Source organism: Sinomonas sp. T428B (assembly GCF_056780155.1).
In genome coordinates this window covers 2,756,364-2,781,869 of sequence record NZ_JBRAZR010000001.1, presented here as the reverse complement: position 1 = coordinate 2,781,869, position 25,506 = coordinate 2,756,364, and the positions used below count along the sequence as shown (strand labels likewise).

Genomic DNA, 25,506 nt, shown 5'->3' with positions numbered 1-25,506 from the left:
ACCCGCGAAGGAGCACTGTGAAGATCCCAGCCTCGACCTACCGACTCCAGATCCGGCCCGGCTTCACGCTCTCCGACGCGGAGGCGATCGTGCCCTACCTGCGCTCGCTCGGCGTCGGGTGGCTCTACCTCTCGCCCCTGCTCGAGGCGACCGGCGACTCCGAGCACGGCTACGACGTGTGCGACCCCTCCCGCGTCGATCCGGCGCGCGGCGGCGCCGAGGGGCTCGCGTCCCTCTCCGCCGCCGCGCGCGCCGCCGGCCTGGGCGTGCTCGTGGACATCGTGCCCAACCACGTAGGCGTCGCGGTGGCGGCGGAGAACCCATGGTGGTGGTCCCTCCTGAAGGAGGGCCGGGACTCGCGCTACGCCGAGGCGTTCGACGTCGACTGGGACGCCGGGGGCGGCAAGGTCCTCCTGCCGATCCTCGGCTCGGAGGACGATCTGACCATCCTGCGGCTCGAGGACGGCGAGCTGCGCTACTACGACCACCGCTTCCCGCTCGCGCCCGGGACCTGGACGCAGGGCGACACCCCCCAGGCCGTGCACGCGCGCCAGCACTACGAGCTCATCCCGTGGCGCCTCGCCGACACGCGCCTGAACTACCGCCGCTTCTTCGCCATCAACACCCTTGCCGGCGTGCGCGTCGAGGTGCCCTGGGTGTTCGACGAGGCCCACGCCGAGGTCCGGCGCTGGTTCGACGAGGGCCTCGTGGACGGGGTCCGGATCGACCACCCGGACGGACTCGCCGACCCGGCCGGCTACCTCGTCCGGCTGCGGGAGGCCACGGGCGGGGCGTACACCCTCGTCGAGAAGATCCTCGAGGGCCACGAGGAGCTGCCCGAGGGGTTCGAGTGCGAGGGCACGACAGGCTATGACGCCCTCGGGCTCGTGGACCGGCTCTTCACCGACCCGGACGGCGAGGACGCCCTCACCAAGCTCGACACCGAGCTGCGCGGGGGCGAGCCCGCGGACTTCGGGGAGATGGTCCACGGGACCAAGCGCTGGATGACGGACGGACTCCTCCGGGCCGAGATCCTGCGCCTGGCCCGGCTCGCGGTGGACGATCCGGTGGTCGACGTCGGGCTGGCGGCCGCCGTCGAGGGGGAGCCGGAGGCGGCCGACGCCGAGGCGAGCCTCGGGCGCGAGGAGGAGCCCGCCGTCGTCCGCGATGACGAGGAGGCGGACCCGCTCGAGACGGCCGCGGACGCGCTCGCCGAGATCGCCGCGCAGTTCCCCGTCTACCGCACCTACCTCCCCGAGGGGCGCGAGGTGCTCGCCCAGGCGTGCCGGGACGCGAAGATGGCCCGGCCCGACCTGGCCGCGACGGTCCGGGGGCTCGAGCCCCGGCTCGCCGACCCGACGCAGGAGCTCGCCATCCGGTTCCAGCAGACCACCGGCATGGTCATGGCCAAGGCCGTCGAGGACACCGCGTTCTACCGGTACACCCGGCTCGGCACGCTCACCGAGGTCGGCGGCGACCCGACCCAGTTCTCGGTCTCCGCGGACGAGTTCCACGCCCGCATGGCCGAGCGCGAGCGGCACCAGCCGCACACCATGACGACCCTCACGACCCACGACACGAAGCGCAGCGAGGACGCCCGCGCCCGCATCAGCGTCCTGTCCGAGCTCGCGGACGAATGGGCGGCGCTCGTGCCCCGGCTCAACGCGTTCGCGCCCCTGCCGGACGGGCCGCTGTCCAACCTGCTCTGGCAGGCGGTCCTCGGCGCGTGGCCCGCGGACGCCGAGCGGCTCGTCGGCTACGCCCTCAAGGCGGCCCGCGAGGCCGGCGTGCACACCCGCTGGACCGCGCCCGACGAGGAGTTCGAGACCGCCGTGCGCGCGCTCGTGGACATCGCCCTCGTCCCGGGCGAGGTGCACCGGCTCCTCGGGGAGCTCTCGGAGCGGATCGACGGGCACGCGGCGTCCAACGCGCTCTCGGCCAAGCTCGTGCAGCTCGCGATGCCCGGGGTTCCGGACGTCTACCAGGGCACCGAGTTCTGGGACCGCTCGCTGTGCGACCCGGACAACCGGCGCGGCGTCGACTTCGCCGCCCGCGCCGCCGCGCTCGAGGCCCTCGACGCCGGCGCCCCCGTGCGTGGGCCGTTCGTCCAGGAGGCCAAGCTGCTCGTCGTCTCGCGGACCCTCCGGCTGCGCCGCGACCGCCCCGAGCTGTTCAACGGCTACGGCGCCGTCGAGGCGCACGGGCCCGCAGCCGAGCACCTCGTCGGGTTCCGGCGCGGCGAACGCGGGGCGATGGCCCTCGCGACGCGCCTGCCGGTCGGGCTCGAGCGCCGCGGGGGCTGGGGCGAGACCATGGTGCACGTGTCCCGGCCGATGCGGGACGCCTTCACCCAGACCAGGTACGAGGCCGGCGGGCACCACGTGGGCGAGGTCCTCAGGGCCCTCCCGGTGGCGCTCCTGATTCCAGAGGAGGGGGAGTAGACAATGGCTGAGCGAGCCGTGGCCGAGCGGAGGGCAGTGGAGCCGAAACCGGGAGCGGCGCGGGAGCCGAAGCCCCTCGGCTGGGTCTGGGCCCCCCGGCCCCACCGGGTGGAGCTCGTCCTCGGGACCGGGGCCAAGCAGGAGCGGCTCGCCCTCGAGGCGCGCGACCGCGCGTGGTGGGCCCCGCCGTCGGACGACGCCGGGCGGGTGGCCGCGGCGCTCGCGGCGGGGGAGCGCTACGGCTACGTCCTCGACGGCGAGGGGCCCTACCCGGACCCCCGCTCGCTGCGCCAGCCCGACGGCGTGCACGAGCTCTCGGCGGGCTTCGACCCCGGGGCGCACGTGTGGGCGGACGGCCGGTGGTCCGGCCGCGAGCTCGCGGGCTCCTCGGTCTACGAGCTGCACGTGGGCACCTTCACGCGCGGGGGCACGTTCGACGCCGCGGTGGAGCGGCTGCCGTACCTGGCCGACCTCGGCGTCGGCTTCGTCGAGCTCCTGCCGGTCAACGCGTTCAACGGCCCGCACAACTGGGGCTACGACGGGGTGCTGTGGTCCGCAGTGCACGAGGGCTACGGCGGCCCGGCCGCGTACCAGCGCTTCGTCGACGCCGCGCACGCGGCGGGGATCGGCGTCATCCAGGACGTCGTGTACAACCACCTCGGCCCGAGCGGGAACTACCTCCCGCAGTACGGCCCCTACCTCCTGCCCGGCGCCGCGACCGGGTGGGGCGACGCCGTCAACCTCGACGGGCCCGACTCGGACGAGGTCCGGGCGTTCATCCTCGCCAACGCGCGCCTGTGGCTCGAGGATTACCGCGTCGACGGGCTCCGCCTCGACGCCGTCCACGCCTTCGTGGACCGCCGCGCGCGCACGCTCCTCGAGGAGCTCCAGGACCTCGCGGACGACGTCGCGGCCCGCACCGGCCGCACGAAGGTCCTCGTCGCCGAGTCGGATATGAACAACCCGAGGCTCATCGACCCGCGCTCCCGCGGCGGGTACGGCCTCGGCGGGCAGTGGAGCGACGACTACCACCACTCCGTCCACGTGGCCCTGACCGGCGAGACCGAGGGCTACTACGAGGACTTCGCCGACCCGGAGGCCCTGCCCAAGGTCCTGCGCGGCGGCTTCTACCACGACGGCTCCTACTCGAGCTTCCGCGGGCGCAGCCACGGGCGGCCGATCGATCCGGATCGCGTGCACCCCTCGCAGCTCGTGGTCTGCAGCCAGAATCATGACCAGGTGGGCAACCGCGCCGTCGGGGACCGGCCCAGCGCGCGCTTGGGCTACGACGGCCTCGCGGTCGCCGCGGTCCTCACGCTCGCGGGCCCGTACACGCCCATGCTCTTCATGGGGGAGGAGTACGGGGCGAAGACCCCGTGGCAGTTCTTCACGTCGCACCCCGAGCCCGAGCTCGCCGAGGCCACCCGGGAGGGCCGGCTCAAGGAGTTCGAGCGGATGGGCTGGGACCCGGCCCTCGTGCCCGACCCGCAGGACCCGGCCACGCGCGAGCGCTCGATCCTCGACTGGGCGGAGGCGGAGACGCCCAACGGCGCACGCCTGACCGCGCTCTACCGCCGGCTCCTCGCCGTGCGCGCCGAGCTTCCCGGCCTGTGGGACGGCCGGCTCGACGAGACGGAGGTGCTCTCCGGGACGGCCGAGCCCGGCGAGGCCTCTGACGGAGGCGCGGCCCGCTGGATCACGTGGCGCCGCCCGGGCGCTGCGGTGTGCGTGGGCTTCGGCCCGGGCCCCGTGTCGGTGCCCCTGCCCCCGGGGCTCCCGGTCAGGATTGCCGTCTCGACGGACGAGGGGTGCGCACTCGAGGGTGCAGAGGTGCGCCTGCCCGGGCTCGCCGCCGTCGTGCTCGCGACTGGCTGAGAGCAGCCTGTCAAGAGGCTGAGAGGACATGGCGCTCGCAGGGCCGATTTACGGCGTGTGTCACGCCGGTCGACAATCCCCGGGCCACAGCATCTCCAGTCCTTGGATTAAACAGGCGATTGTCCCTAGATCTTGGCGTGTGGCGGTCCTACCGTGTGCTGTCGGGGGAATCGACAACTCACTCTGAGCCTAGGGGCAACCATGCATCGACGTGGGTCTTTAATTGCCGCCGCCGCCAGCGCCGTGGCACTCTCGCTGTTCGGAGTCCCCGGCGCGGCCGCCCACCCGGACGGCCAGCACGGGATGGACGAGGGGCACCTGATCGGTGCCGGGGAATTCGGGAAAGTCGATTTCGTCGACAAGGTCGACGTGACCAACACGCCCGACCTCATCGCGGACGTGGCCGTCTCGCCGGACGGCAACACCGCCTTCCTCGCCAACTGGGGCGAGCCGGACTGCGCCGGCCCGGAGACCGGCGGGCGGACCAGCCCGGACGCGGGCGCGTACATCGTGGACATCTCCGGCGTCGACCGGGATCCGCGGGAGGCCGCCCGGCAGATCGGCTTCATCCCGTCCCATCAGGACACCCGCCCCGGTGAGGGCATGCAGGTCATCGAGGTGACCACCGGAAGCTTCAGCGGCGAGATCCTCGTCATGAACAACGAGCCGTGCGGCAAGAACGCCAAGGGCGGCGTCTCCCTCTGGGACGTCACCGATCCGCGGGACCCGAAGAAGCTCTCCGAGCACTTCGGCGACCGCGAGCCCGGGGCACGTGACACTCATGAGATCCACAGCGCCTTCGCGTGGGACGCGGGGGAGCGCGCGTACGTCGTGATGACGGACAACCTCGAATTCCCGGACGTGGACATCCTCGACATCACCAACCCCCACCGGCCGCGCCTCGCCGCCGAGTACAACCTCAACGACTTCAACGTCGCCCAACCGGAACTCGGCCTGACGGACTCCTTCCTCCACGACATGGTCGTCAAGCAGATCGAGGGCCGCTTCATCATGCTGCTCTCGTACTGGGACGGCGGGTACGTCCTTCTGGACGTCACCGATCCCGCCAACGCCGTCTTCCTCGGCGACACCGACTTCGCCGCCCTCGACCCTCAGCTCTTCGAGGCTCGGGGAGTCTCGCTGACCCCTGAGGGCAACGCCCACCAGGCCGAATTCACCATCGACAACCGCTTCTTCATCGGCACGGACGAGGACTTCGCGCCCTACAGGACGGGGCCACTCCAGATCACCACGGGCGAGTTCGCGGGAGAGTACGGCTCGGTCGTGGTCCCCGGCGGCCAGCCGCCGGCGGTCCTGGGCGACCTGACGCTCAACGGGCCCGCCGTGTACGGCGGCTACGGCTGCCCGGCCTCCGCGCCGGTGCCGACGCCGGGGAGCATCTCGGGCTACGTGGAGAGCCTGCAGCCGGGCGAGGAGAAGATCCTCGTGCTCCAGCGCGGGCCCGTGGGCGATCCGAGCGCGCCCGAGGATGCGTGCTTCCCGGGCGAGAAGGCGCATGTGGCCGCCCAGGCGGGGTGGGACGCCGTGCTGTTCGTCAACCACCACGCCGGGGAGGCCGCCGGTGGTCAGCCCTTCTGCGGCTCGGGTGCCTTCGTCGATGCGATCGTGGCCGTGTGCACCACCCACGAGGCGTTCCACAAGCTCTTCGCGCTCGCCCCGGTCGGGGGCCCGTGGACCTATCCCGAGAACCTGGCCATCGGCACGGTCGGCGAGAGCATCGAGGTCGGCTCGATCTTCGACGGCTGGGGCTACGTCCACCTGTTCGACGCCAAGACCCTCCAGGAGCTCGACACGTTCGCCATCCCCGAGGCCCACGATCCGGACTTCGCCCTCAAGTATGGGGACCTGAGCGTCCACGAGGTTGCCGTCGATCCGCAGGATCCTTCGCTGGCCTACCTCTCGTACTACTCTGGCGGGCTCCGCGCCGTGCAGATCCAGTGTTCCAACCCAGCCGACACCGCCACATGCGAGCTCGTCGAGGTCGGCGGCTACCTGGACCAGCACGGCAACGACTTCTGGGGCGTGGAGACCTTCATCGGCGAGGACGGCCGGACGTACATCCTCGGCAGCGACCGCGACAGCGGCCTCTGGATCTTCGTGGATCCGTGACGGGGGAGGGCCCTCGCGACCCCTGATCAGGGGGCGGGAGGGTCTTGGCACTCTCGGGGTGAGAGTGCTAAAACATTGCCGTCGGGAGAGATCCCGACCCGACAGACAAGGAGTGAACACCCCCCGATGGGGCGAGGAAGGAGTGATTCCTCATGGCTGATTTTGACCCGATTCGTGAGTTCGACCGCCTGACCGGAGCCCTATTTGGCCAGCGCAACAGCGGGCCCCGGCTCATGCCGATCGACCTCTACTTCGAGAACGACCACTACATCCTCAACGCCGACCTGCCCGGCATCGACCCCGGGTCCGTCGACATCGACGTGGACGGCCAGCTGCTGACCATCCGTGCCGTGCGCACCCTGCGCGGGCACGAGGGCGTCAAGTGGCTCGCCCGGGAGCGCGAGGGCGGTGCGTTCCTGCGCCAGCTCACCCTCGGCCAGGGCATCGACACGGAGAGCATCTCCGCGACGTACAACAACGGCGTGCTCGCGGTGACCATCCCCGTGCACGAGCGGGCCAAGCCGCGCAAGATCGAGGTCAGGACCGACGTCGAGAACATGCAGGTCGAGATGGGCCGCGACAAGGCGCCCAAGGATCTCGGCGAGCGCCAGGAGGGCCAGCGGCAGGTCGGAGCCTGACCGGCTGCCCACCGTCCAGGTCGGATCCCTCGATGGCCGGCCCCCTCATGGGGCCGGCCGTCGGCTGTCTGAGAAGGCGACGGGCGACGCCGAGTCAGTCGCCGCTCGTGTGGCGTGCCCGCTGGACGATGAGCGGGTCCGGAGCGCAGGCCACGTCCGGGTCCTTTCCGTCGTACTCGATCTGGCTCAGGAAGTGGCGCATGGCGTTGAGCCGTGCCCGCTTCTTGTCGTTGGACTTGACGGTGATCCAGGGCGCATGGTCGGTGTCGGTGCGCAGGAACGTCGCCTCCTTCGCCCGCGTGTAGTCCTCCCAGCGGTCCAGGGAGGCCAGGTCCATCGGCGAGAGCTTCCACCGCCGCACCGGATCGATCTGCCGGATCGCGAACCGGGTGCGCTGCTCGAGCCTGGTGACCGAGAACCAGAACTTGGTCAGGTGGATGCCGGAGTCCACGAGCATCCTCTCGAACTCCGGGGCCTGCCCCATGAAGGTCTCGTACTCCTGCTCGGTGCAGAAGCCCATGACCCGTTCGACGTTGGCCCGGTTGTACCAGGACCGGTCGAACATCACGATCTCCCCGGCAGTGGGAAGGTGCTGGACGTACCGCTGGAAGTACCACTGGCCCAGCTCACGGTCCGACGGCTTGCCCAGTGCCACCGCCCTGGCCGAGCGCGGGTTCAGGTGCTCGGTGAACCGCTTGATCGTCCCGCCCTTCCCCGCGGCGTCGCGGCCCTCGAACACGATGACGTGCCTCTGGCCGTTGTCCTGGGCCCAGTACTGGAACTTCAGCAGCTCGACCTGGAGCCGGTACTTCTCCAGGTCGTACTCCTCGCGCGTCATCCGGTCCTCGTAGGGGAAGTCCTCCCGCCACGTCTCCACGGCGGATCCGCCCGGGTCGATGAGCTCCGGGTCTTCGCCCTGCCCGCCGCGCACGGTATAGCCCTCGTCGACCAGGCGGTCAATGGCCTCCCGCAGGTTCTCCCGGACCCACCACCGCTGCTCGACCGACTCGTGCCTCCCACCCTCTGCCATTGGCGGATCCTTTCGAAGCGGCGTCGGAGCGTTGCCGCAGTGTAGCCCACGCGGGCGCAGGCCACGCCTGCTCGTGGAGGTGTTCTGAAAACGTGCCCGGCAGGGGTGGCGGTCCCCTGTCTGGAGGCTCCTAGAATGCGTCATGGCCAAGGCACTGGAAGCGGGCGTCGCCGCCGTCGTCGACGCGTCCCCGGCGGACAGGTTCCCGGCGCTGCAGGCGCTGCCGGGTGTGGCGGGAATCGGCGAGACGGCCGAGGCGCTCGTGCTCGACGAGTACTTCGACACCGAGGATCTGCGCCTGGCGCGCAGGGGAATCGCCCTCTGCCGGCGCACCGGGAGCGCCGACGAGGGCTGGCATCTGGAGACGGCCGACGACGTCGGGCAGGGGTCGCGGCACGAGCCCCTGGGCGCGGGGGAGGATCCGCCCGCGGCGCTGGCCGAGGCGGCGCAGGCCCACCTGCGCGGCAGGGCGGTGCATCCCGTCGCCCGGGTGACCATCAATCGGCGGACTTCCCCCCTGCTCGACGGCGCCGGCCGCGTCGTGGCGGAGGTCAGCGACGACCACCTCAGCGGCGAGCCCCTCGGCGCGGAAGGCTCTGCGGAATCCTGGCGGGAGTGGCGGATCGAGGTTGCCGACGGTCCGGACGGGTTGGGCGAGGAGCTGGCGAAGGCCTTCGCGAGGGCCAGGCCCGACGACGGGCTCGGTCACCTCTCCCGGACGCTCGGCCCCGCCCTGTCCGATCTCGACGGCGGGCGCCGCAGGCCGATGAACAGGACCGTCTCCGCCTTCCTGGACTACGCCCAGGAGCAGGCCGACATTCTGCTCGACCTGGACCCCCTCGTGCGTGAGGACGCCCCGGACTCCGTCCACCAGATGCGGGTCGCGTCCCGGCGGCTGCGCTCGGCCCTGTCCACCTACCGCAAGGCCGTGGGCAAGGAGCGCGGCAAGGCCCTCCGGGACGAGCTCAAATGGCTCGGCCAGGTCCTCGGCCGGGCCCGGGACGCCGAGGTCATGCGTGAACGCCTCGCCGAGATGGTCCGGGAAGAGCCGGGGGAGCTCGTCCTCGGGCCCGTGTCGCAGGCCATCGCAGAGGACCTCGGCGCCGAGCACCACGCGGCCACGGCCGGCGTGGCCGAGGCACTGAGATCGCAGCGCTACTTCGCTCTCCTGGACGGCATCGAGGCCCTCATCGGGGACCTGGCCGAGGACGCCGGCCCGAAGGGGAAGCGGCCCACCCCCCGCAAGCTCACCAAGCGGGACGCCAAGAGGCTGCGCGAGGCGATCCGCACCGCCGCCGAGGCCCGGGGCACCGACGACGCCGATGTGCGCCTGCACGAGGCACGGAAGGCCGCCAAGAGGCTCCGCTACGCGGCCGAATCCGCCGCCGCCTTCGGGGCGGGCAAGGCCGCGAAGCTCGAGAAGCGCGCGCACAGGATCCAGCAGGTGCTCGGCGAGCACCAGGACAGCATCGTCACCGCCGAGCTCCTGCGCCGCCTCGCGACCGAGGCGCACGCCCGCGGGGAGAACGCCTTCACCTACGGCCGCCTCCATGCGCGCGAGACCCAGCTCGCCCGGGAGACGGAGGCCGAGTTCTACAGGCTCCGCAGGAAGCTGCCCCCGGCCCTCGGCGGCTGACCCAGCCGCCCCGCGTCGTCCGCGCCGTGGTTGGGTAACGTGTCCGTCAACGCCGTTGAGCGGAAGGGGTATACGAGCATGGAACGCTGCGCACTCGTGGTCAACCCGATCAAGGACGGGGTCGAGGCCCTCGTGGAGGCCTTCAGGGCGCGCTGCTCCGAGTTCGGGGCCGAGCCGATCATCCTCGAGACCACGGTCGAGGACCCCGGGGGCGGGATGGCCCGCGAGGGGGTCGCGTCCAGGGCCGGGCTCGTCGTCGTGGGCGGAGGCGATGGGACGGTGCGCGCCGTGGCGGGCGAGCTGGCAGGCACGGGCGTGCCGGTCGGCGTCGTGCCCCTCGGCACGGGCAACCTGCTCGCGCGGAACCTGGAGATCCCCATCGACGACATGCCGGCGGCACTCGCGGCCGCGTTCGGCCCCCGCGAGCGGCGCATCGACGTCGCCTGGGCGCGGATCGACGAGGGGCATGAGCTCGCGTGGGTCGTCATGGCGGGCATGGGCCTCGACGCGACGGTCATGGCCAGGACCAACGACGACCTCAAGGCCAGGGCGGGCTGGCTCGCCTATGTCGTCTCCGCCGCGCAGAGCATCGTGGGGGACGCCTACCGGATCAGGGTCGACGTCGACGGCAGGCTCGCGCTCGAGCGGCGCCAGCGCGGCGTCATGGTGGGCAACTGCGGGAAGATCCAGGGCGATGTCGAGGTCTTCCCGGGCGCGAAGATCGACGACGGGATCCTCGACGTGCTCGCCGTCGCGCCGCGCGGGGCGCTCGGCTGGTTCCGCGTCGCGACAGCGCTCCTGAGCCGCGTCCGCCGCCACAACCCCCCTGACCTCGGGCACTTCACCGGCCGGACCGTCCGGGTCGCCTCCTCGACCCCGCACGACGTCCAGCTCGACGGCGAGCACCTCGGCATGGGCAGGCGACTGGCCTTCCGTGTCGACCCGGGGGCGCTGACGGTCCGCATCCCCGAACGGGCATAGGATCGACCCCTGTGACGTACATCGCAGCAGCTGACCGCTATGAAACGATGCAGTACCGCCGCGTGGGCCGCAGCGGGCTCAAGCTCCCAGCCATCTCCCTGGGCCTCTGGCACAACTTCGGCGACGACAAGCCCTTCGAGATCCAGCGGGACATCCTGCGCAGGGCCTTCGACCTGGGCGTGACCCACTTCGACCTCGCGAACAACTACGGCCCGCCCGCCGGGAGCGCCGAGGCGAACTTCGGCCGGCACCTGCGCGACGACTTCCGCCCGCACCGGGATGAGCTCGTCATCTCGACCAAGGCCGGCTACCACATGTGGGAGGGCCCCTACGGCGAGTGGGGCTCGCGCAAGTACCTCATCTCGAGCCTCGACGCCTCGCTCAAGCGCATGGGCCTCGAGTACGTGGACATCTTCTACTCGCACCGCTTCGACCCCGAGACGCCGCTCGAGGAGACCATGGGCGCGCTCGACTTCGCGGTGCGCTCGGGCCGGGCGCTCTACGCGGGCATCTCGTCCTACTCGCCCGAGGACACCCTCGAGGCCGCCCGCATCCTGGCGGACCTCGGCACGCCGCTGCTCATCCACCAGCCCCGCTACTCGATCCTGGACCGCTGGACAGAGCAGGGCACCCCGGACCTCTACGAGGCGCTCGACAAGGTCGGCGCGGGCTCGATCGTGTTCAGCCCGCTCGAGCAGGGCCTCCTGACCGACCGCTACCTCCAGGGCATCCCGGAGGGCTCCAGGGCCACCAAGGAGCACTTCCTCAAGTCCGCCTCGATCACTGCGGACAGGCTCACCCTCATCCGCGACCTCAACGAGGTGGCGGAGTCGCGCGGGCAGTCCCTCGCGCAGATGGCCATCGCGTGGACCCTCCGGCCGCGGCCCAACGGCGCCGCGCCGGTCACGAGCGCGCTCATCGGGGCGTCCTCCGTCCGCCAGCTTGAGGACTGCCTCGGCTCGCTCGAGAACCTGGACTTCAGCGACGACGAGCTGGGCCGGATCGAGGCCGTCGTCGCGGGGTGACCCCTCGCGAAGGCGACGAGCACGCGGACGGGGGCGCCGGCGTCGTGTGCCAGCGCCCGCCGCGAGCGTCATATATCAGAGGTTTCGGCGTAATATATCAGAGCTTCTTGCCGAGCCCGACGCCCACCGCAGTGTGCAGGCCAGACGTCGAGGCCTTCGTCCCGGTGCCCTTCATCACCTCGCCGGGGATGCGCTTGCGCCCGAGGAGGAAGTATGCGATCGGGCCGAGCCCGTTCATGAGCGTCCCCAGTGCCCACGCGCCCTTCGGGCCGTTGACCTGGTCCGCGGGCCGCTTGGCCAGGTCACGCAGGGCGAGGCCCTGCAGCGTCATCTGGACCGCGGCCCCGAGCACGACGCCGAACCGCTGGCCGCCGCTGAGTTCACTCCACTTCTTCTTTCTGCGTCCCATGCGGCCAGTCTAGGCAGGCGCTGCACAGGTCAGGGAAGGGCCCACGCCGGGTAGGATGGACGATGCTCTCCGGCGCGCACCCGCAGCCCGGCCGGGGGACCGATCTACTCAAGGAGTCACGTGTCAGAGAAGAAGATCCGAGTCGCCATCGTCGGCGTGGGCAACTGCGCCGCCTCCCTCGTGCAGGGCGTCCAGTACTACCGCAACGCCGACCCGGCTGACACGGTCCCTGGTCTCATGCACGTCGAGTTCGGCGAGTACCACGTGGGCGACATCGAGTTCGTCGCCGCGTTCGACGTCGACGGAAAGAAGGTCGGCTTCGACCTCGCCGAGGCGATCGTCTCGAGCGAGAACAACACGATCTCCATCGCCGAGGTCCCGCCGACGGGCGTCACCGTCCAGCGCGGCCACACCCTCGACGGCCTCGGCCGCTACTACCGCGAGACCATCGAGGAGTCGGTCCTCGAGCCGGTCGACGTCGTCGCCGCCCTCCGCGAGGCCCAGGCCGACGTGCTCGTGTGCTACCTCCCCGTCGGAAGCGACGAGGCCGCGAAGTTCTACGCCCAGTGCGCGATCGACGCCGGCGTCGCGTTCGTCAACGCCCTGCCCGTCTTCATCGCGAGCACTCCGGAGTGGGCCGAGAAGTTCCGCGCCGCGGGCGTGCCGATCGTCGGCGACGACATCAAGAGCCAGATCGGCGCGACCATCACCCACCGCGTCCTCGCGAAGCTCTTCGAGGACCGCGGCGTGACCGTCGACCGGACGTACCAGCTCAACGTCGGCGGCAACATGGACTTCAAGAACATGCTCGAGCGCGACCGCCTCGAGTCCAAGAAGGTCTCCAAGACCCAGGCCGTGACCTCCAACGTCGAGGCCGAGCTCGCCGACCGCGACGTGCACATCGGCCCGTCCGACTACGTCCAGTGGCTCGACGACCGCAAGTGGGCCTTCGTGCGCCTCGAGGGCCGCAACTTCGGCGACGCCCCCGTCTCGCTCGAGTACAAGCTCGAGGTGTGGGACTCGCCCAACTCCGCGGGCGTGATCATCGACGCGATCCGCGCGGCGAAGATCGGCCTCGACCGCGGCATCGGCGGCCCGCTCACCTCCCCGAGCGCCTACTTCATGAAGTCCCCGCCGGAGCAGAAGGCCGACGACGTGGCCCGCGCCGACGTCGAGGCCTTCATCCGGGGCGAGCGCGAGCGCTGACCGGCACGCATCCCTTCAGGCGGGCGCACGACGGCGGGTTCCCAACCCGCCGTCGTGCGCCCGCCGTCGTTGTGGGCCAGTAGGCGGCTGCCATCAGTTTTCGTTGCCGCTCGGCGCGCGCTGGCCGTGTACGCCCCGAGTCCTATTGAGGTCACCAAGAAGGCCGCACCCGCGGCCTCAGGCCCGAGCAGCAATCCCACGCTCATGACACCGGTGTCGATTACCAGGACCAGGAAATGAATCCATGCCATTTTCCTCACCTCACGGCTTTCTGCTGGGCACTTTGCCGAGGCCCTGGCCGGTCGATCAGTCCCGCTCAGGCGCTCCTGTGCGCAGGACCTGGAAATCTGCTCCCAGTTCAACGTCAACTTCGGAGCCGTCTGGAAGAATGATCTCCACCTCATATGCGGAGCCGCCTTCGCTCTCGCGTTCCACTTCGCCAATCCTGCCCTGACCGACCTTCGCCAGCGCTGCTTGTCCTGCCCTGTCCCGATCGGCGGCGCTCAACGGCTGTCCTGAGTCGCCGTCCTGGCCCTCCACCGTGACCACCTGGAACGAGCCATCAAGCTCCACCTCAACTCGGCTGCCGCTGTCCAGCTGCACGTTCACCTCATAAGAAGTGTTCCCGTCATTGTCAGTCTGTGCGCTTGTGACGGCGCCCGGACCGGTTCGGGCTATGGCCGCATCGCTGGCCCGCTGCAGAGCGGTTCCGCTCAAAGGCTGATCATCGACCGGAGTGCTGCTGGCCGCCGCAACGGACGCTCCGCTCATGGCGGCCGCTGCTGCGGTAATGCCGGTGATCAAAAGGGTCTTCCTGCCCATGACAGTCTCCTGTTTTGTGACCCGAGCAGATTCTTATGGTGTCCATCCAGTGTGCTCTCGAAGCTTCTCTGCCCTCAAAATCGGCTCGACGAATCTCAGCCAGAGCACAGCATGCCTCAGTCAACCCACAGCCGGACCGCCGATGCAGTCCAGGCGCTCCCATGCACCCTCGGCGAGGGGTGTTTCAGGCGGGCTCGGGGACGCATCCTTGGTGCATGGGTGCCGCCAAGCAGCCTCCGCATTCCGGAAAGCCTCCGCATTCGGGAAAAGTGCGCACTCGCCGCTGGGGCGTGCGCAAGCGGGCCACGGCCACGGCAGTCGCCTTTGTGGCGGCCGCGCTCATCGTGGGCGGACTGATCCTCCTGCTGCTGCTTCAGAACGCTCTGGTGGCATCTACTGAAACTCTGACACGGCTGCAGGCCGAGGACGTGATTGCCCACATCGCAGAACAGGATCTTGATGAAGCGCGGCAATACGTCACGTCTGCGGCCCGCCCAGGCCAGTACATCCAGATATTGGATCCTGACGGATCGGTCTTCGCCGCGTCCGTTCCTGCCACGGCCGCGACGCCGATCACGACGCTGCGCCCAGAAGCGAAGCAAACCCTTTCCGAGCGCGTTTCCGGGCTGAAGGGCCTGTTCAACGATGAGCTGTACGTCGTTGCCACGGGAGTCGGAGAGGACGAGAAGGTCTACACCGTCGCTGTAGGCGCCTCGGTGCGAGTGCAGTCCGACACGGTCGCCACGGTGGCGTGGTTCATCCTTGGGGCCGCACCACTGTTGCTGGCAGGGGTCGGCGTCGGGGTCTGGATGCTCGTCGGACGGTCGCTGCGCCAGGTCGAGCGGATCCGCAGCCAAGTCGCGGGCATTAACGCCAGGAGCCTGAACGGCCGTGTCGAGGTGCCTCAGACGTCCGACGAGCTCCAGGCCCTGGCACTGACGATGAACATGATGCTGGACCGGCTACAGGCTTCGGACCTCGAACAGCGACGCTTCGTCTCTGACGCAAGCCACGAACTACGCAGCCCTTTGGCGACGCTCGGAGCCGGACTGGAAATCGCGGCCGCTGATCCGTCCGGGGCCACGTGGGAGGAGATGAAGGAGGTCCTCGCCGGGGAAACGGCGCGCATGCGCTACCTGGTCGAGGACCTGCTAACCCTGGCAAGGACCAATGACGGGGGCCTGCATCTCGACCTGGCAGATGTGGATCTTGATGACGTCCTGAATGACGAGGTCCGCCGTCTGCGCTCCACCAGCAAACATGAGATCGAGGCCAGTCTTGAACCGGCCCGGATCACAGGCGACGTCCGGCGCATCGGCCAGGCAGTCAGGAACGTCCTGGACAACGCGGAGCGTTACGCCCAGTCTCGGATCAGCATCCAACTGCGCAACTCGCTCGACGGCGTCGTGCTCACCATCGACAACGATGGCCCGCCCGTGCCGGTTGCCGAACGCGAGCGGATCTTTGAACGCTTTGTACGGCTGGACGAAAGCCGGTCTCGCGACAGCGGTGGCAGCGGCCTGGGATTGGCCATCGCGGCAGCCATCATGAGCGCCCATGGGGGCCGGATCCGCTCGATGGAAGCTCCGGACGGCAGCGCCCGGTTCGAGTTGGCATTCCCCGCTCAAGCGGAGTCGGCCGAGAAAGCCCCGCTTCGGCGGCTCACTCCGCTGCAGGGGCCGGGGGAAGAGACGCGGAAGGGCGGTCGGGGCTGAGCATGTACCCCATTCCCCGGACAGTTGTCAGGGTGTGCAGCCCGAAGGGGGCATCGATTTTCCGCCGCAGGTAGCCGATGTACACCTCGACGACGTTATCCCCTCCCTCGAAGGCGGAATCCCAGACGTTCTCGATGATTTCGGACTTGGAAACGACCTGCTCGTGCCTGCGCACCAGGTAGTACAGCAGCGCGTATTCTTTGGCCGTGAGCCCAATGGGGATATCGCCGCGGCGAACACTGCGGCTCACGGAATCCAGGGTCAAGGTTCCGACCGAGAGAACCATCGGCCGCTCAGGCGCACCGCGGCGCATGAGGGCCCGGATACGAGCGACCAGCACCAGAAAGCTGAAGGGCTTGGTGAGGTAGTCATCCGCCCCGAGATCGAATGCGTCCGTCTGGTCATATTCACCATCTTTTGCCGTCAGCATCAGGACCGGCGTCCAAATCCGGTGTTCCCTGATTTCCTTCAGGACGTCGTATCCATTCTTGAGGGGCAGCATCAGGTCCAGGAGGATCACATCATAGGGATTCTTGATCGCGGCCCTCGCACCGCTGACGCCGTCGTGTGCCAGATCCACGACGAACCCCTCATTGCGCAGTCCGCGGCGAATCGTTTCGGCAAGCACTTTCTCGTCGTCGACGATCAGGATCCTCATGACGGCTGCGCCTCCCGGTTGATACGGACAGTATCCGTAGCTCGTTGGGACTCCACCAGAGGCGGGTGCGTGTCGCTCTCCGTCAGCCGCCGCTCCGCCACCGGGCGTCCGTTGCCCTCCACCAGGCCAACTGCAGCATCGGCCTCGGAGGGTCAAGCAACACGCCCTAGTGAACCGGTTTAATACGTCCCCAGTTTCTTCGCGGCTGGGGAGCACAGGTATCTTGATCCGTGGGTCGTGCAAAGGCTCCGCCGAGGGAGCGCGCGATGGATTGGGGGGCGCTCCCTCGGTCTTTTCCCATCAGGGTCAAGCCTCAGAAGAGGCCCGTGACCCGGCCCTCGTCGTCGACGTCCATCCGCAGGGCCGCGGGCGTGGCGGGCAGGCCCGGCATCGTCATCATCTGCCCCGTGACCGCCACGACGAACCCTGCCCCCGTGCGCGCCCACAGCTCCCGCACGTGCACCGTGAAGCCCTCCGGCGCGCCGAGCCTCGTCGGGTCGTCGCTGAACGAGTACTGCGTCTTGGCCATGCACACCGGGAGGGCGTCCCAGCCGTTCTCGCGGATCTGCTCGAGCTGACGCTGGGCGCGGTCCGAGAACACGACGCCGGCCCCGCCGTAGACCTCGCGCACGATCGTGCCGATCTTCTCCTCGATCCCCGCCTCGAGCGGGTACAGCTGCCGGCACCGCCCGGGGGACGCGAGCGCGGCGAGGACCTCGCGCGCGAGGGCGTCGCCGCCGTCGCCCCCGCCCCCGCGGCCCCACACGTCAGCGACCGCGGCCCGCACGCCGGCCTGGGCGCACCAGCGCACGACGGCGTCGAGCTCGCCCGCCGAATCCGCCGCGAAGCGGTTGACGGCCACGACCGGCTCGAGCCCGAAGCGGCGCACGTTGGCCACGTGCCGGGCCAGGTTCGCGAGCCCGCGCCCGAGCGCGGCCTCGTCCGGGGTGCCGAGCCGGTCCTTGGGCACGCCGCCGTGCATCTTGAGCGCGCGCACCGTCGCGACGAGCACGACGGCGGAGGGCGCCACGTCCGCGGACCGCGCCTTGATGTCGATGAACTTCTCGGCGCCCAGGTCCGCGCCGAAGCCGGCCTCGGTCACGACGACCTCGGCGAGCCGGCGCGCCGTCGTCGTCGCGAGGACGGAGTTGCAGCCGTGGGCGATGTTCGCGAACGGCCCGCCGTGGACGAGGGCCGGCGTGCCCGCGATGGTCTGGACGAGGTTCGGCTTGATGGCGTCCTTGAGCAGGAGCGCCATGACGCCGGCCGCGCCGACGTCCCAGGCCGTGACGGGCCGGCGGGCGTACGTGTAGCCGACCGTGATCCTGCCGAGGCGGTCCTTGAGGTCCCGGAGCGAGGACGCGAGGCAGAAGACGGCCATCACCTCGGAGGCCACCGTGATGTCGAAGCCGTCCTCGCGCGGGACGCCCTGGGCCGGGCCGCCGAGGCCCACGACGATGTCCCGCAGCGTGCGGTCGTTCATGTCCATGACGCGCCTCACGGCGATCCGCCGCGGGTCGATCCCGAGGGCGTTGCCCTGGAAGATGTGGTTGTCCACGAGCGCGCACATCGCGTTGTTGGCGGCCGTGATGGCGTGGAAGTCGCCCGTGAAGTGCAGGTTGATGTCCTCCATCGGCAGGACCTGCGAGCGGCCGCCGCCCGTCGCGCCGCCCTTCATGCCGAGGATCGGGCCGAGGCTCGGCTCGCGCAGGGCCACCATCGTGCGCTTGCCCGCCCTCGCGAGGGAGTCCGCGAGCCCGACCGTGAGCGTCGACTTGCCCTCGCCCGCCGGGGTCGGGGAGATGGCCGAGACGAGCACGACCTGCCCGAGCGGGCTTTCCGTGCCGGCAGCCGGCAGCCGGCCGACGTCGACCTTGGCCTTGTAGCGGCCGTAGAGCTCGAGCGCGTCGGCCGGGATCCCCGCGGCCGCGGCGATCTCCTCGATGGGGCGGAGGGTGGCGGCCCGCGCGATCTCGAGATCGCTGGGGGGAGAGGCGCTGGGCGTCGCTGCCGTGGCGGTCATGCCGCCACCCTACCCCCCACCGCCTCCCAGCACTGCGGGGTCACGCGCCCGCGTCGCGGGGTCACCTCCCAACGCTGCGGGGTCACCTCCCAGCGTTGCGGGGTCAGGTCTCAGCGTTGCGGGGTCAGGTCTCAGCGTTGCGGGGTCAGGGCGATGCCGCGGCGGCCAGGCGCGCGGCATGCTCGCGCATCGCTGCCCGGTACGCCGTCCGCGTCGCCGCGGCGGTCTGCTCCCAGCCGAACCGCTCGGCGTAGATCGAGGCGGCGACGCCGAGGTCGTGCCGCGTCTCCGGGTCGTCGTGGAGCTGCTCGAGCACCGCCGCCCAGTCTGCCGCCTCGTGCCCGTCGACGAGGAACCCCGTCCGGCCGTCGCACACGGCCCTCGTGAGCCCGCCGACCCGGGCGGCCACGACCGGGGTCCCGCATGCCTGCGCCTCGAGGGCCACGAGCCCGAACGACTCCGACGCGCTCGGCATCGCGACGACGTCCGCGGACCGGAACCAGTCTGCCAGCTCCGGCGCCGGCACCGGCGGGAGCCTCCGCACGACGCCGTTGAGCCCTTCAGCCTCCGCGAGCAGGTCCAGGTCGAGGCCCGCCGAGCCGCTCGGCGCCCCGACGATGCTCACCCGCAGCGGGATGTCCGGCCGCCGCCGGCGCAGCTCGCCCGCGGCGGCGACGAGCACGTGCGGGCCCTTGAGCCGCTGGATCCGCCCGGCGAAGAGGACGTGGAACTCGTCCGCGCCCACGCCCCGCTCGGCCCGGGACCTGGTCCGGAATGCCGGCCGGAACACGGAGAGGTCCACGCCGGGGGCGACGACGTCGACGAGGTCCTCGTCGGCGTCGTAATGCCGCACGAGCTCGTCCCGCTCCGCCGGGGTGTTGGCCGTGAGCCGCGCCGAGGCGTCCACGAGCCGCTGCTCGCCGCGCTCGCGGTTGCTCGGCTCGGGAGTGTCGCCCGCCGGCAGGTGCAGGTTCTTGACCCGGGCCATCGTGTGCATCGTGTGCACGTGCGGGACGCCGAGCTCCGCGGCGACGTCGAGGCCCGCCATTCCTGAGACCCAGTAGTGCGAGTGCACGACGCCGGTCGGCTCGCCTCCCGCGTCCTGTGCGGCGGCGATGCGGCGCAGCACCCCGGCAGCGAACTCCGCCGCCAGCGGCGGCATCTGCTCCTTCGCGAGCCGCCGCCGCGGCCCGGCCTCGACGTGGTGCACGAGCGCCCCGGGGGCCAGCACGACGGTGTCCGGCTGCGCCGGATCTGTCGCGCGGGTGAAGACGTCGACCTGCAGCCCGGTCCCCGCGAGGGCCCGGGCAAGGTGGGACACGTAGACATTCATGCCCCCGGCGTCGCCGGCCCCGGGCTGCTCGAGGGGGGACGTGTGGAGGGAGATCATCGCCACGCGGTCGAGGTGCTGCACCCTCCCAAGGCTACGTGCCGCGCTAAGGGCCCCGCGCGTCGTGACGTCTTGTCCGGGCGCTGGAGGCGGGCGTAGGTTGACTCCGTCCGACTGCCGGGGGACCGCTACCGCACCGCAGGAGCATGCCATGAGCAACCTTGAACGTCTGCAGGCCGGCTTCCGGGCGGCCTTCATCGAGCGGAACATCGACGCCGTCGACGAGTACTGGGCCGAGGACTACATCCAGCATTCGGCCCTCGCCCCGGACGGCCGCGAGGGCCTCAAGCAGGCCCTGCGGCAGATGGGCGAGGGCTTTGACTACCACCTCGTCCGGACCATCGAGGACGGCGATTTCGTGGCCCTGCACGGCGTCTATACGGGCCTCGGCCCGGCCCCGCTCGTGGCCTTCGACCTCATGCGCGTCGTGGACGGGAAGAACGCCGAGCATTGGGATGCCCTGACGCCGGTCGTCGGGCAGACGGTGAGCGGTCGCTCGCAGACCGACGGGCCGACGACGATCGAGGACCTCGACCGGACCGAGGAGAACAAGGAGCGCGTCCGGGACTTCCTCGAGAAGGTGCTGGTGGGCGGGGACTTCTCTGCGCTCGCTGACTACATCTCCGCGGAGCAGTACGACCAGCACAACCCGGGCATCGCCGACGGGCTCGACGGGCTGGGCGCCGCCGTCGCCGCCCTGTCCGCGGCGGGCAAGACGCTCGCGTACCGGAAGGTGCACCACGTCGTGGGGCAGGGGAACTTCGTGCTCGCCGTCTCGGAGGGTGACCTCGGCGGGCCCATGGCCTTCTGGGACCTGTGGCGCCTCAAGGACGGCAAGCTCGTGGAGCACTGGGACGTGGTCCAGCCGATCCCGGCGGAGCTCCCGCACGGGAATGGGATGTTCTGAGCCGCGCCGGTGACCCCGCATCGCAGGAAGGTGACCCCGCAACGCAGGGAGGTGACCCCGCATCGTTGGGAGGTGACCCCGCAACGCTGGGAGGGCGCCCGCCGGGCCAGCCCGGCGCCGTCGTGCGCCGCGAGTAGACTCGGGGCGTGACTTCCGAACCCACCCCGACCTCCTCCAGCGTGCCCACGTCCCGCCTGCCCGAGCGCGCCGCCGTCGTCGACCTCGACGCGATCCGGCACAACGTCGGCGTGCTGCGGAAGGTCGCGGAGCCGGCCCGGGTCATGGCGGTGGTCAAGGCGGACGGCTACGGGCACGGAGCCGTGCCGGTCGCGCGGGCCGCGCTCGAGGCGGGGGCGTCCTGGCTCGGCGTCGCGCACATCAGCGAGGGCCTCGCCCTGCGCGCGGCCGGGATCGACGCGCCGATGCTCGCGTGGCTGCACACGCCGGACTCCAACTTCTCGGCGGCGGTCGCGGCCGGGATCGACCTCGGCTGCTCGGGCTGGGAGCTCGAGCGGATCGTCGCGGCCGCGCGCGAGCAGGAGCGGCCCGCCCGGGTGCACCTCAAGATCGACACGGGCCTGGGCCGCAACGGCGCGACCCCGGACCGCTGGGACTCGCTCGTGGGCGAGGCCGTCGAGTACCAGGACGAGGGGCTCCTGCGCGTCGTCGGCGTCTTCAGCCACCTCGCCGTCGCGGACGAGCCCGACCGCCCCGAGACGGACACCCAGCTCGACGCGTTCCGCGAGGCCGTCGCGCTCGCCGAGGACGCCGGCTGCGACCTCGAGGTGCGGCACATCGCCAACTCGCCCGCCATCTTCTCCCGGCCGGACGCGCACTTCGACCTCGTCCGCGCGGGCATCTCGGTCTACGGGCTCTCGCCCTTCGAGGACCAGTCCTCGGCGGACCTCGGGCTGCGCCCCGCGATGACCGTCCGCGCCACGCTCTCCCAGGCCAAGCGCGTCCCCGACCGCCAGGGCGTGAGCTACGGGCTGCTCTACCGCACCCGCGGCGCCTCGACGCTCGGCCTCGTGCCGCTCGGCTATGCCGACGGCGTTCCGCGCACCTCGAGCGGCGGGCCCGTGCGGATCGCGGGGGAGACCTACCCCGTCGTGGGGCGGGTCGCGATGGACCAGGTCGTCGTGGACCTCGGGCCCGGCGCGGACGTTGATGCATACGCGGGCGCCGAGGCCGTGCTCTTCGGCTCGGGGGACGACGGCGGCCCCACCGCCGACGACTGGGCCCGCGCCGCCGGGACCATCAACTACGAGATCGTCACGCGGATCAGCCCGCGCGTCCCGCGCGTCTACATTGGGGAGGGCGCGTGAGCGGCGGGCCCGGGCCCGTGCCCGAGGCGCCCGGCGGCGCCGCCTGGGAGATCGCCTTCGCGCCCACGACGGCGGAGCAGACCCAGGCGCTCGGCGCGGCCCTCGCGGGGGTGCTCCGCGCCGGGGACCTGCTCGTGCTCACGGGCGAGCTCGGCGCCGGCAAGACGACCTTCACGCAGGGCCTCGGCGAGGGCCTCGGCGTGCGGGCGGGGATCATCTCGCCGACGTTCGTGCTCGTGCGGATCCACCCGAACCTGCCCGACGGCCCCCGGCCCGGCGGCCCGGACCTCGTGCACGTCGACGCATACCGGCTCGCCGGGGCCGGGGAGGTCGACGACCTCGACCTCGAGAACTGGGCCGACACCGCCGTGACGGTCGTCGAGTGGGGCCGCGGGCGGGTCGAGCACCTCGCCGAGAGCCGGCTCGACATCGAGCTGCGCCGCGCCGGGGCTCCCGCCGCCGGGCCGTCCGCCGGGACCGGCCCCCTCGACTTCGACACCGAGGACGACGACGAGCCCCGCCTCATCGTCATCCGCGCCTTCGGCCCCCGCTGGGCCGCGCACCCCGAGGTGCACTGGCCCGCCGTCGAGCGCGTCGGTGCCCCGGGCCTCCACGCCCCCGCCGAGATGGGGTCCCACGACGCCGAAATGGGGTCTGGTAACGCCGAGATGGGGTCCCAGGACGCCGAGATGGGGGCCCACGACGCCGAGATGGGGGCCCACGCCGTCCCGACGAAGGAGGAGGCCCAGTGATCATCCTCGCCATCGACACGTCCGCGATCGCCTCCGCGGCGCTCATCCGCTGCCACGAGACCACGGACGGCGCCGCTGAGGATGCGGCCGTCCTCGCCTCGTTCGCGACCGAGGACACCAAGTCGCACGCCGAGGTCCTCGCCCCGGGCATCCGCGCGCTGCTCGCGGAGCAGGACCTCGGGCCCGGGGACGTCGAGCGCATCGTCGTGGGCATCGGCCCGGGCCCGTTCACGGGCCTGCGCTCGGGCATCGCGACGGCCCGCGCCCTGGCCTTCGCGTGGGACGTCCCGCTCCACGGGGTCATGAGCCTCGACGCCCTCGCGTGGGACGTCCTCGCCGCGGAGTCCACGGATGACGCCGGCGGCGGCCCGGGCGCCGGCGGCGCGGCCACGCCGTCGTCCGCCCGGGCAGCGGACGGCGACTTCGTCGTCGCGACCGACGCCCGCCGCAAGGAGCTCTACTGGGCGCGCTACGGGGGCGACGGCGTGCTGCGCGACGGCCCGCACGTCACCTCCCCGGGCGAACTCCCCGCGCTCCCGGTCTACGGCGCCGGGGCGGGCCTCTACCCCGAGCAGCTCGCGGGCGCGGGGGCGCGCCGGGTCGGCGCATTCGACGCCGCGCAGCCCACCGCCGCGTCGCTGGGCCTCGTCGCCGCCGCTCGCATCGCCGCGGGCCTCCCGCTCGCGGGCACGGCCCCCCTCTACCTGCGCGAGTCCGACGCGCAGGTCCCCGGCCCGCGGAAGCGCGCCCTGTGAGCGGCGAGGCCGCGCGCCCCGGCCTGCCGGACGGCATTGTGCTCCGGGACATGACCGAGGCGGACGTGCCCGAGGTGCACGCGCTCGAGCGGCTCCTCTTCCCGGCCGACGCCTGGCCCGAGTACATGTTCCGCGAGGAGCTCGCCCAGGCCGACACGCGCCAGTACTGGGTCGCCGAGGAACGGACCCCCGAGGGGGCGCGGATCGTCGCGTACGCGGGGCTCATGTGCGTGCCGCCGATCGCGGACGTGCAGACCATCGCCGTCGTGCCGGACCTCGAGGGCCGGGGGATCGGCTCGGCGCTCCTGACCGGGCTCATCGACGAGGCCCGCCGGCGGGGCGCCGCCGACGTCCTGCTCGAGGTCCGCGCCGACAACCCGCGCGCGCAGGCCCTCTACCGGCGGTTCGGCTTCGTCCAGATCCACCTCCGCCGGCGCTACTACCGCGACGGCGTCGACGCGCTCATCATGCAGCTGCCGATCGCCCCCGCGGGCGCGGCCGGGGCCGGCGAGGCCCAGGAAGGGAACACCGAATGAACCGCGAGGCCCCCCTCGTCCTCGGGATCGAGTCCTCGTGCGACGAGACCGGAGTCGGCGTCGTCCGCGGCACGCGCCTGCTCGCCAACACCGTCTCCTCCTCGATGGACGAGCACGTCCGCTTCGGCGGCGTCATCCCCGAGATCGCCTCGCGCGCGCACCTCGACGCGATGGTCCCGACGCTGCGCGAGGCCCTCGCCACCGCCGGCGTTGCCCTCGATGACGTCGACGCCATCGCGGTGACCTCCGGCCCCGGGCTCGCGGGCGCGCTCATGGTCGGCGTGTGCGCGGCCAAGGCCCTCGCCGTCGCGCGCGGCAAGCCGCTGTTCGCCGTCAACCACCTCGTCGCCCACGTCGGCGTCGGGCTGCTGGACGACGGCGTGTACGGCGGCGCGCTGCCGGCGGACCTCGGGGCGCTGCTCGTCTCGGGCGGGCACACCGAGGTGCTGCGGGTGCGGAACATCGCCCGGGACGTCGAGCTGCTCGGCTCCACGATCGACGACGCGGCCGGGGAGGCCTACGACAAGGTGGCCCGGCTGCTGGGGCTCGGCTACCCGGGCGGGCCGGCCATCGACCGGATCGCGCGCGACGGCGACCCCCGCGCCGTCCGCTTCCCCCGGGGCCTCACCCAGCCCAAGTACATGGGCACGGCCGAGGACCCGGGCCCGCACCGCTACGACTGGTCCTTCTCCGGGCTCAAGACCGCGGTGGCCCGATGCGTCGAGCAGTTCGAGGCCGCCGGGGAGCCGGTCCCGGTCGCGGACATCGCGGCGTCCTTCCAGGAGGCCGTCGTGGACGTCATCACGTCGAAGGCCGTCCTGGCCTGCCGCGAGCAGGGCATCCGGAACCTGCTCTTGGGCGGGGGCGTCGCGGCCAACTCGCGGCTGCGGGAGGTCACTGCGGCGCGGTGCGAGTCCGCGGGGATCTCCCTCGCTGTTCCTCAGTTCTCGCTGTGCACGGACAACGGGGCCATGGTCGCGGCGCTTGCGGCACGGGTCATCATGGACGGCGGGGAGCCCAGCGACCTCGGCTTCGCGCCCGAGTCCTCGCTGCCCGTGACGTCGGTGACGGCGTAGCGCGGGGCCTGTCGGGCCAGCGCGTCAGAAACTGCACAACTGAAGGACGATTTTGCCGCCCCGGCGGCGACCAGGCGCGCTGAATTGTGCAGTTTCTAACGTCACGCCTCGGAATCCGGCCAAGACGGGGTTATCCACAAGTGGCGCCATGACGTCCTCTCCATGGGGAAGCCCGG

At 71.4% G+C, this 25,506-nt stretch carries 21 protein-coding genes; 15 read left to right on the top strand and 6 right to left on the bottom strand.

The features are described from left to right. The first annotated feature begins 17 nt into the window (after nucleotides 1–17). The 4 genes from ACUYMY_RS12835 to ACUYMY_RS12820 all read left to right on the top strand — a co-directional run bounded on the left by ACUYMY_RS12835 (nucleotide 18) and on the right by ACUYMY_RS12820 (nucleotide 7,084). A complete protein-coding gene (locus ACUYMY_RS12835; RefSeq protein ID WP_481703928.1) occupies nucleotides 18–2,441 on the top strand; it encodes an alpha-amylase family glycosyl hydrolase in 2,424 nt (807 codons plus the stop codon). Between the two features lie 3 nt (nucleotides 2,442–2,444). Beyond that, nucleotides 2,445–4,316 carry a malto-oligosyltrehalose trehalohydrolase gene (gene treZ, locus ACUYMY_RS12830; protein ID WP_481703927.1) on the top strand — a complete coding sequence of 624 codons (1,872 nt, stop codon included), beginning with the start codon at nucleotides 2,445–2,447 and terminating at the stop codon, nucleotides 4,314–4,316. 201 nt (nucleotides 4,317–4,517) lie between these two features. Then, nucleotides 4,518–6,446 (top strand): LVIVD repeat-containing protein, encoded by a 1,929-nt coding sequence (locus ACUYMY_RS12825; RefSeq protein WP_481703926.1) that lies wholly within the window; start codon nucleotides 4,518–4,520, stop codon nucleotides 6,444–6,446. 152 nt (nucleotides 6,447–6,598) lie between these two features. After that, a complete protein-coding gene (locus ACUYMY_RS12820; RefSeq protein ID WP_481703925.1) occupies nucleotides 6,599–7,084 on the top strand; it encodes an Hsp20/alpha crystallin family protein in 486 nt (161 codons plus the stop codon). A 94-nt stretch (nucleotides 7,085–7,178) separates the two neighbouring features. Here ACUYMY_RS12820 and ppk2 read toward each other — a convergent pair whose 3' ends face one another. Then, nucleotides 7,179–8,114, bottom strand: coding sequence for a polyphosphate kinase 2 (gene ppk2 / locus ACUYMY_RS12815; protein ID WP_481703924.1), 936 nt, complete (start codon nucleotides 8,112–8,114; stop codon nucleotides 7,179–7,181). Nucleotides 8,115–8,256: 142 nt separating this feature from the next. On the opposite strand from ppk2, the gene ACUYMY_RS12810 reads away from it, so the two are divergent. The 3 genes from ACUYMY_RS12810 to ACUYMY_RS12800 all read left to right on the top strand — a co-directional run bounded on the left by ACUYMY_RS12810 (nucleotide 8,257) and on the right by ACUYMY_RS12800 (nucleotide 11,756). Next, the gene (locus tag ACUYMY_RS12810) at nucleotides 8,257–9,750 is read left to right on the top strand and encodes a CYTH and CHAD domain-containing protein (RefSeq protein WP_481703923.1); all 1,494 of its coding nucleotides are present in this window, start codon (nucleotides 8,257–8,259) and stop codon (nucleotides 9,748–9,750) included. A 78-nt stretch (nucleotides 9,751–9,828) separates the two neighbouring features. Then, a complete protein-coding gene (locus ACUYMY_RS12805) occupies nucleotides 9,829–10,731 on the top strand; it encodes a diacylglycerol/lipid kinase family protein (protein WP_481703922.1) in 903 nt (300 codons plus the stop codon). Nucleotides 10,732–10,742: 11 nt separating this feature from the next. Further along, complete coding sequence (locus ACUYMY_RS12800; RefSeq protein WP_481703921.1) at nucleotides 10,743–11,756, top strand: aldo/keto reductase; 1,014 nt, start codon at nucleotides 10,743–10,745, stop codon at nucleotides 11,754–11,756. Between the two features lie 97 nt (nucleotides 11,757–11,853). Here the strand turns inward: ACUYMY_RS12800 and ACUYMY_RS12795 are convergent, their stop codons facing one another. Then, the gene (locus tag ACUYMY_RS12795) at nucleotides 11,854–12,165 is read right to left on the bottom strand and encodes a PLD nuclease N-terminal domain-containing protein (protein ID WP_481703920.1); all 312 of its coding nucleotides are present in this window, start codon (nucleotides 12,163–12,165) and stop codon (nucleotides 11,854–11,856) included. A 120-nt stretch (nucleotides 12,166–12,285) separates the two neighbouring features. On the opposite strand from ACUYMY_RS12795, the gene ACUYMY_RS12790 reads away from it, so the two are divergent. Continuing rightward, complete coding sequence (locus ACUYMY_RS12790) at nucleotides 12,286–13,371, top strand: inositol-3-phosphate synthase (RefSeq protein WP_481703919.1); 1,086 nt, start codon at nucleotides 12,286–12,288, stop codon at nucleotides 13,369–13,371. Nucleotides 13,372–13,677: 306 nt separating this feature from the next. Here the strand turns inward: ACUYMY_RS12790 and ACUYMY_RS12785 are convergent, their stop codons facing one another. Then, a complete protein-coding gene (locus ACUYMY_RS12785; RefSeq protein ID WP_481703918.1) occupies nucleotides 13,678–14,193 on the bottom strand; it encodes a PepSY domain-containing protein in 516 nt (171 codons plus the stop codon). 215 nt (nucleotides 14,194–14,408) lie between these two features. On the opposite strand from ACUYMY_RS12785, the gene ACUYMY_RS12780 reads away from it, so the two are divergent. Further along, complete coding sequence (locus ACUYMY_RS12780; protein WP_481703917.1) at nucleotides 14,409–15,908, top strand: sensor histidine kinase; 1,500 nt, start codon at nucleotides 14,409–14,411, stop codon at nucleotides 15,906–15,908. On the opposite strand, the gene ACUYMY_RS12775 is transcribed toward ACUYMY_RS12780, so the two are convergent. The 3 genes from ACUYMY_RS12775 to mshA form a co-directional block, all read right to left on the bottom strand. Beyond that, complete coding sequence (locus tag ACUYMY_RS12775) at nucleotides 15,856–16,566, bottom strand: response regulator transcription factor (RefSeq protein ID WP_481703916.1); 711 nt, start codon at nucleotides 16,564–16,566, stop codon at nucleotides 15,856–15,858. The two genes, ACUYMY_RS12780 and ACUYMY_RS12775, sit on opposite strands and share 53 nt — an antisense overlap. A gap of 313 nt (nucleotides 16,567–16,879) precedes the next feature. After that, nucleotides 16,880–18,589: a formate--tetrahydrofolate ligase gene (locus ACUYMY_RS12770; protein ID WP_481703915.1), complete on the bottom strand. Its 1,710-nt coding sequence runs from the start codon at nucleotides 18,587–18,589 to the stop codon at nucleotides 16,880–16,882. 145 nt (nucleotides 18,590–18,734) lie between these two features. Further along, on the bottom strand, nucleotides 18,735–20,003 hold the full coding sequence (mshA, locus tag ACUYMY_RS12765) for a D-inositol-3-phosphate glycosyltransferase (protein ID WP_481703914.1): 1,269 nt from the start codon (nucleotides 20,001–20,003) through the stop codon (nucleotides 18,735–18,737). A gap of 127 nt (nucleotides 20,004–20,130) precedes the next feature. On the opposite strand from mshA, the gene ACUYMY_RS12760 reads away from it, so the two are divergent. The 6 genes from ACUYMY_RS12760 to tsaD all read left to right on the top strand — a co-directional run bounded on the left by ACUYMY_RS12760 (nucleotide 20,131) and on the right by tsaD (nucleotide 25,330). Further along, nucleotides 20,131–20,886 carry a nuclear transport factor 2 family protein gene (locus ACUYMY_RS12760; protein ID WP_481703913.1) on the top strand — a complete coding sequence of 252 codons (756 nt, stop codon included), beginning with the start codon at nucleotides 20,131–20,133 and terminating at the stop codon, nucleotides 20,884–20,886. Between the two features lie 146 nt (nucleotides 20,887–21,032). Then, a complete protein-coding gene (alr, locus tag ACUYMY_RS12755) occupies nucleotides 21,033–22,211 on the top strand; it encodes an alanine racemase (protein WP_481703912.1) in 1,179 nt (392 codons plus the stop codon). Between the two features lie 17 nt (nucleotides 22,212–22,228). Beyond that, nucleotides 22,229–22,963, top strand: a complete 735-nt coding sequence (gene tsaE, locus ACUYMY_RS12750; protein ID WP_481705058.1) for a tRNA (adenosine(37)-N6)-threonylcarbamoyltransferase complex ATPase subunit type 1 TsaE — start codon at nucleotides 22,229–22,231, stop codon at nucleotides 22,961–22,963. Continuing rightward, the gene (gene tsaB, locus ACUYMY_RS12745; protein ID WP_481703911.1) at nucleotides 22,960–23,718 is read left to right on the top strand and encodes a tRNA (adenosine(37)-N6)-threonylcarbamoyltransferase complex dimerization subunit type 1 TsaB; all 759 of its coding nucleotides are present in this window, start codon (nucleotides 22,960–22,962) and stop codon (nucleotides 23,716–23,718) included. The genes tsaE and tsaB overlap by 4 nt, the downstream gene beginning before the upstream one ends. 50 nt (nucleotides 23,719–23,768) lie before the next feature. Further along, nucleotides 23,769–24,254 (top strand): ribosomal protein S18-alanine N-acetyltransferase, encoded by a 486-nt coding sequence (rimI, locus tag ACUYMY_RS12740; protein WP_481705057.1) that lies wholly within the window; start codon nucleotides 23,769–23,771, stop codon nucleotides 24,252–24,254. Continuing rightward, nucleotides 24,251–25,330, top strand: coding sequence for a tRNA (adenosine(37)-N6)-threonylcarbamoyltransferase complex transferase subunit TsaD (tsaD, locus tag ACUYMY_RS12735; RefSeq protein WP_481703910.1), 1,080 nt, complete (start codon nucleotides 24,251–24,253; stop codon nucleotides 25,328–25,330). The genes rimI and tsaD overlap by 4 nt, the downstream gene beginning before the upstream one ends. Nucleotides 25,331–25,506 lie beyond the last annotated feature (176 nt).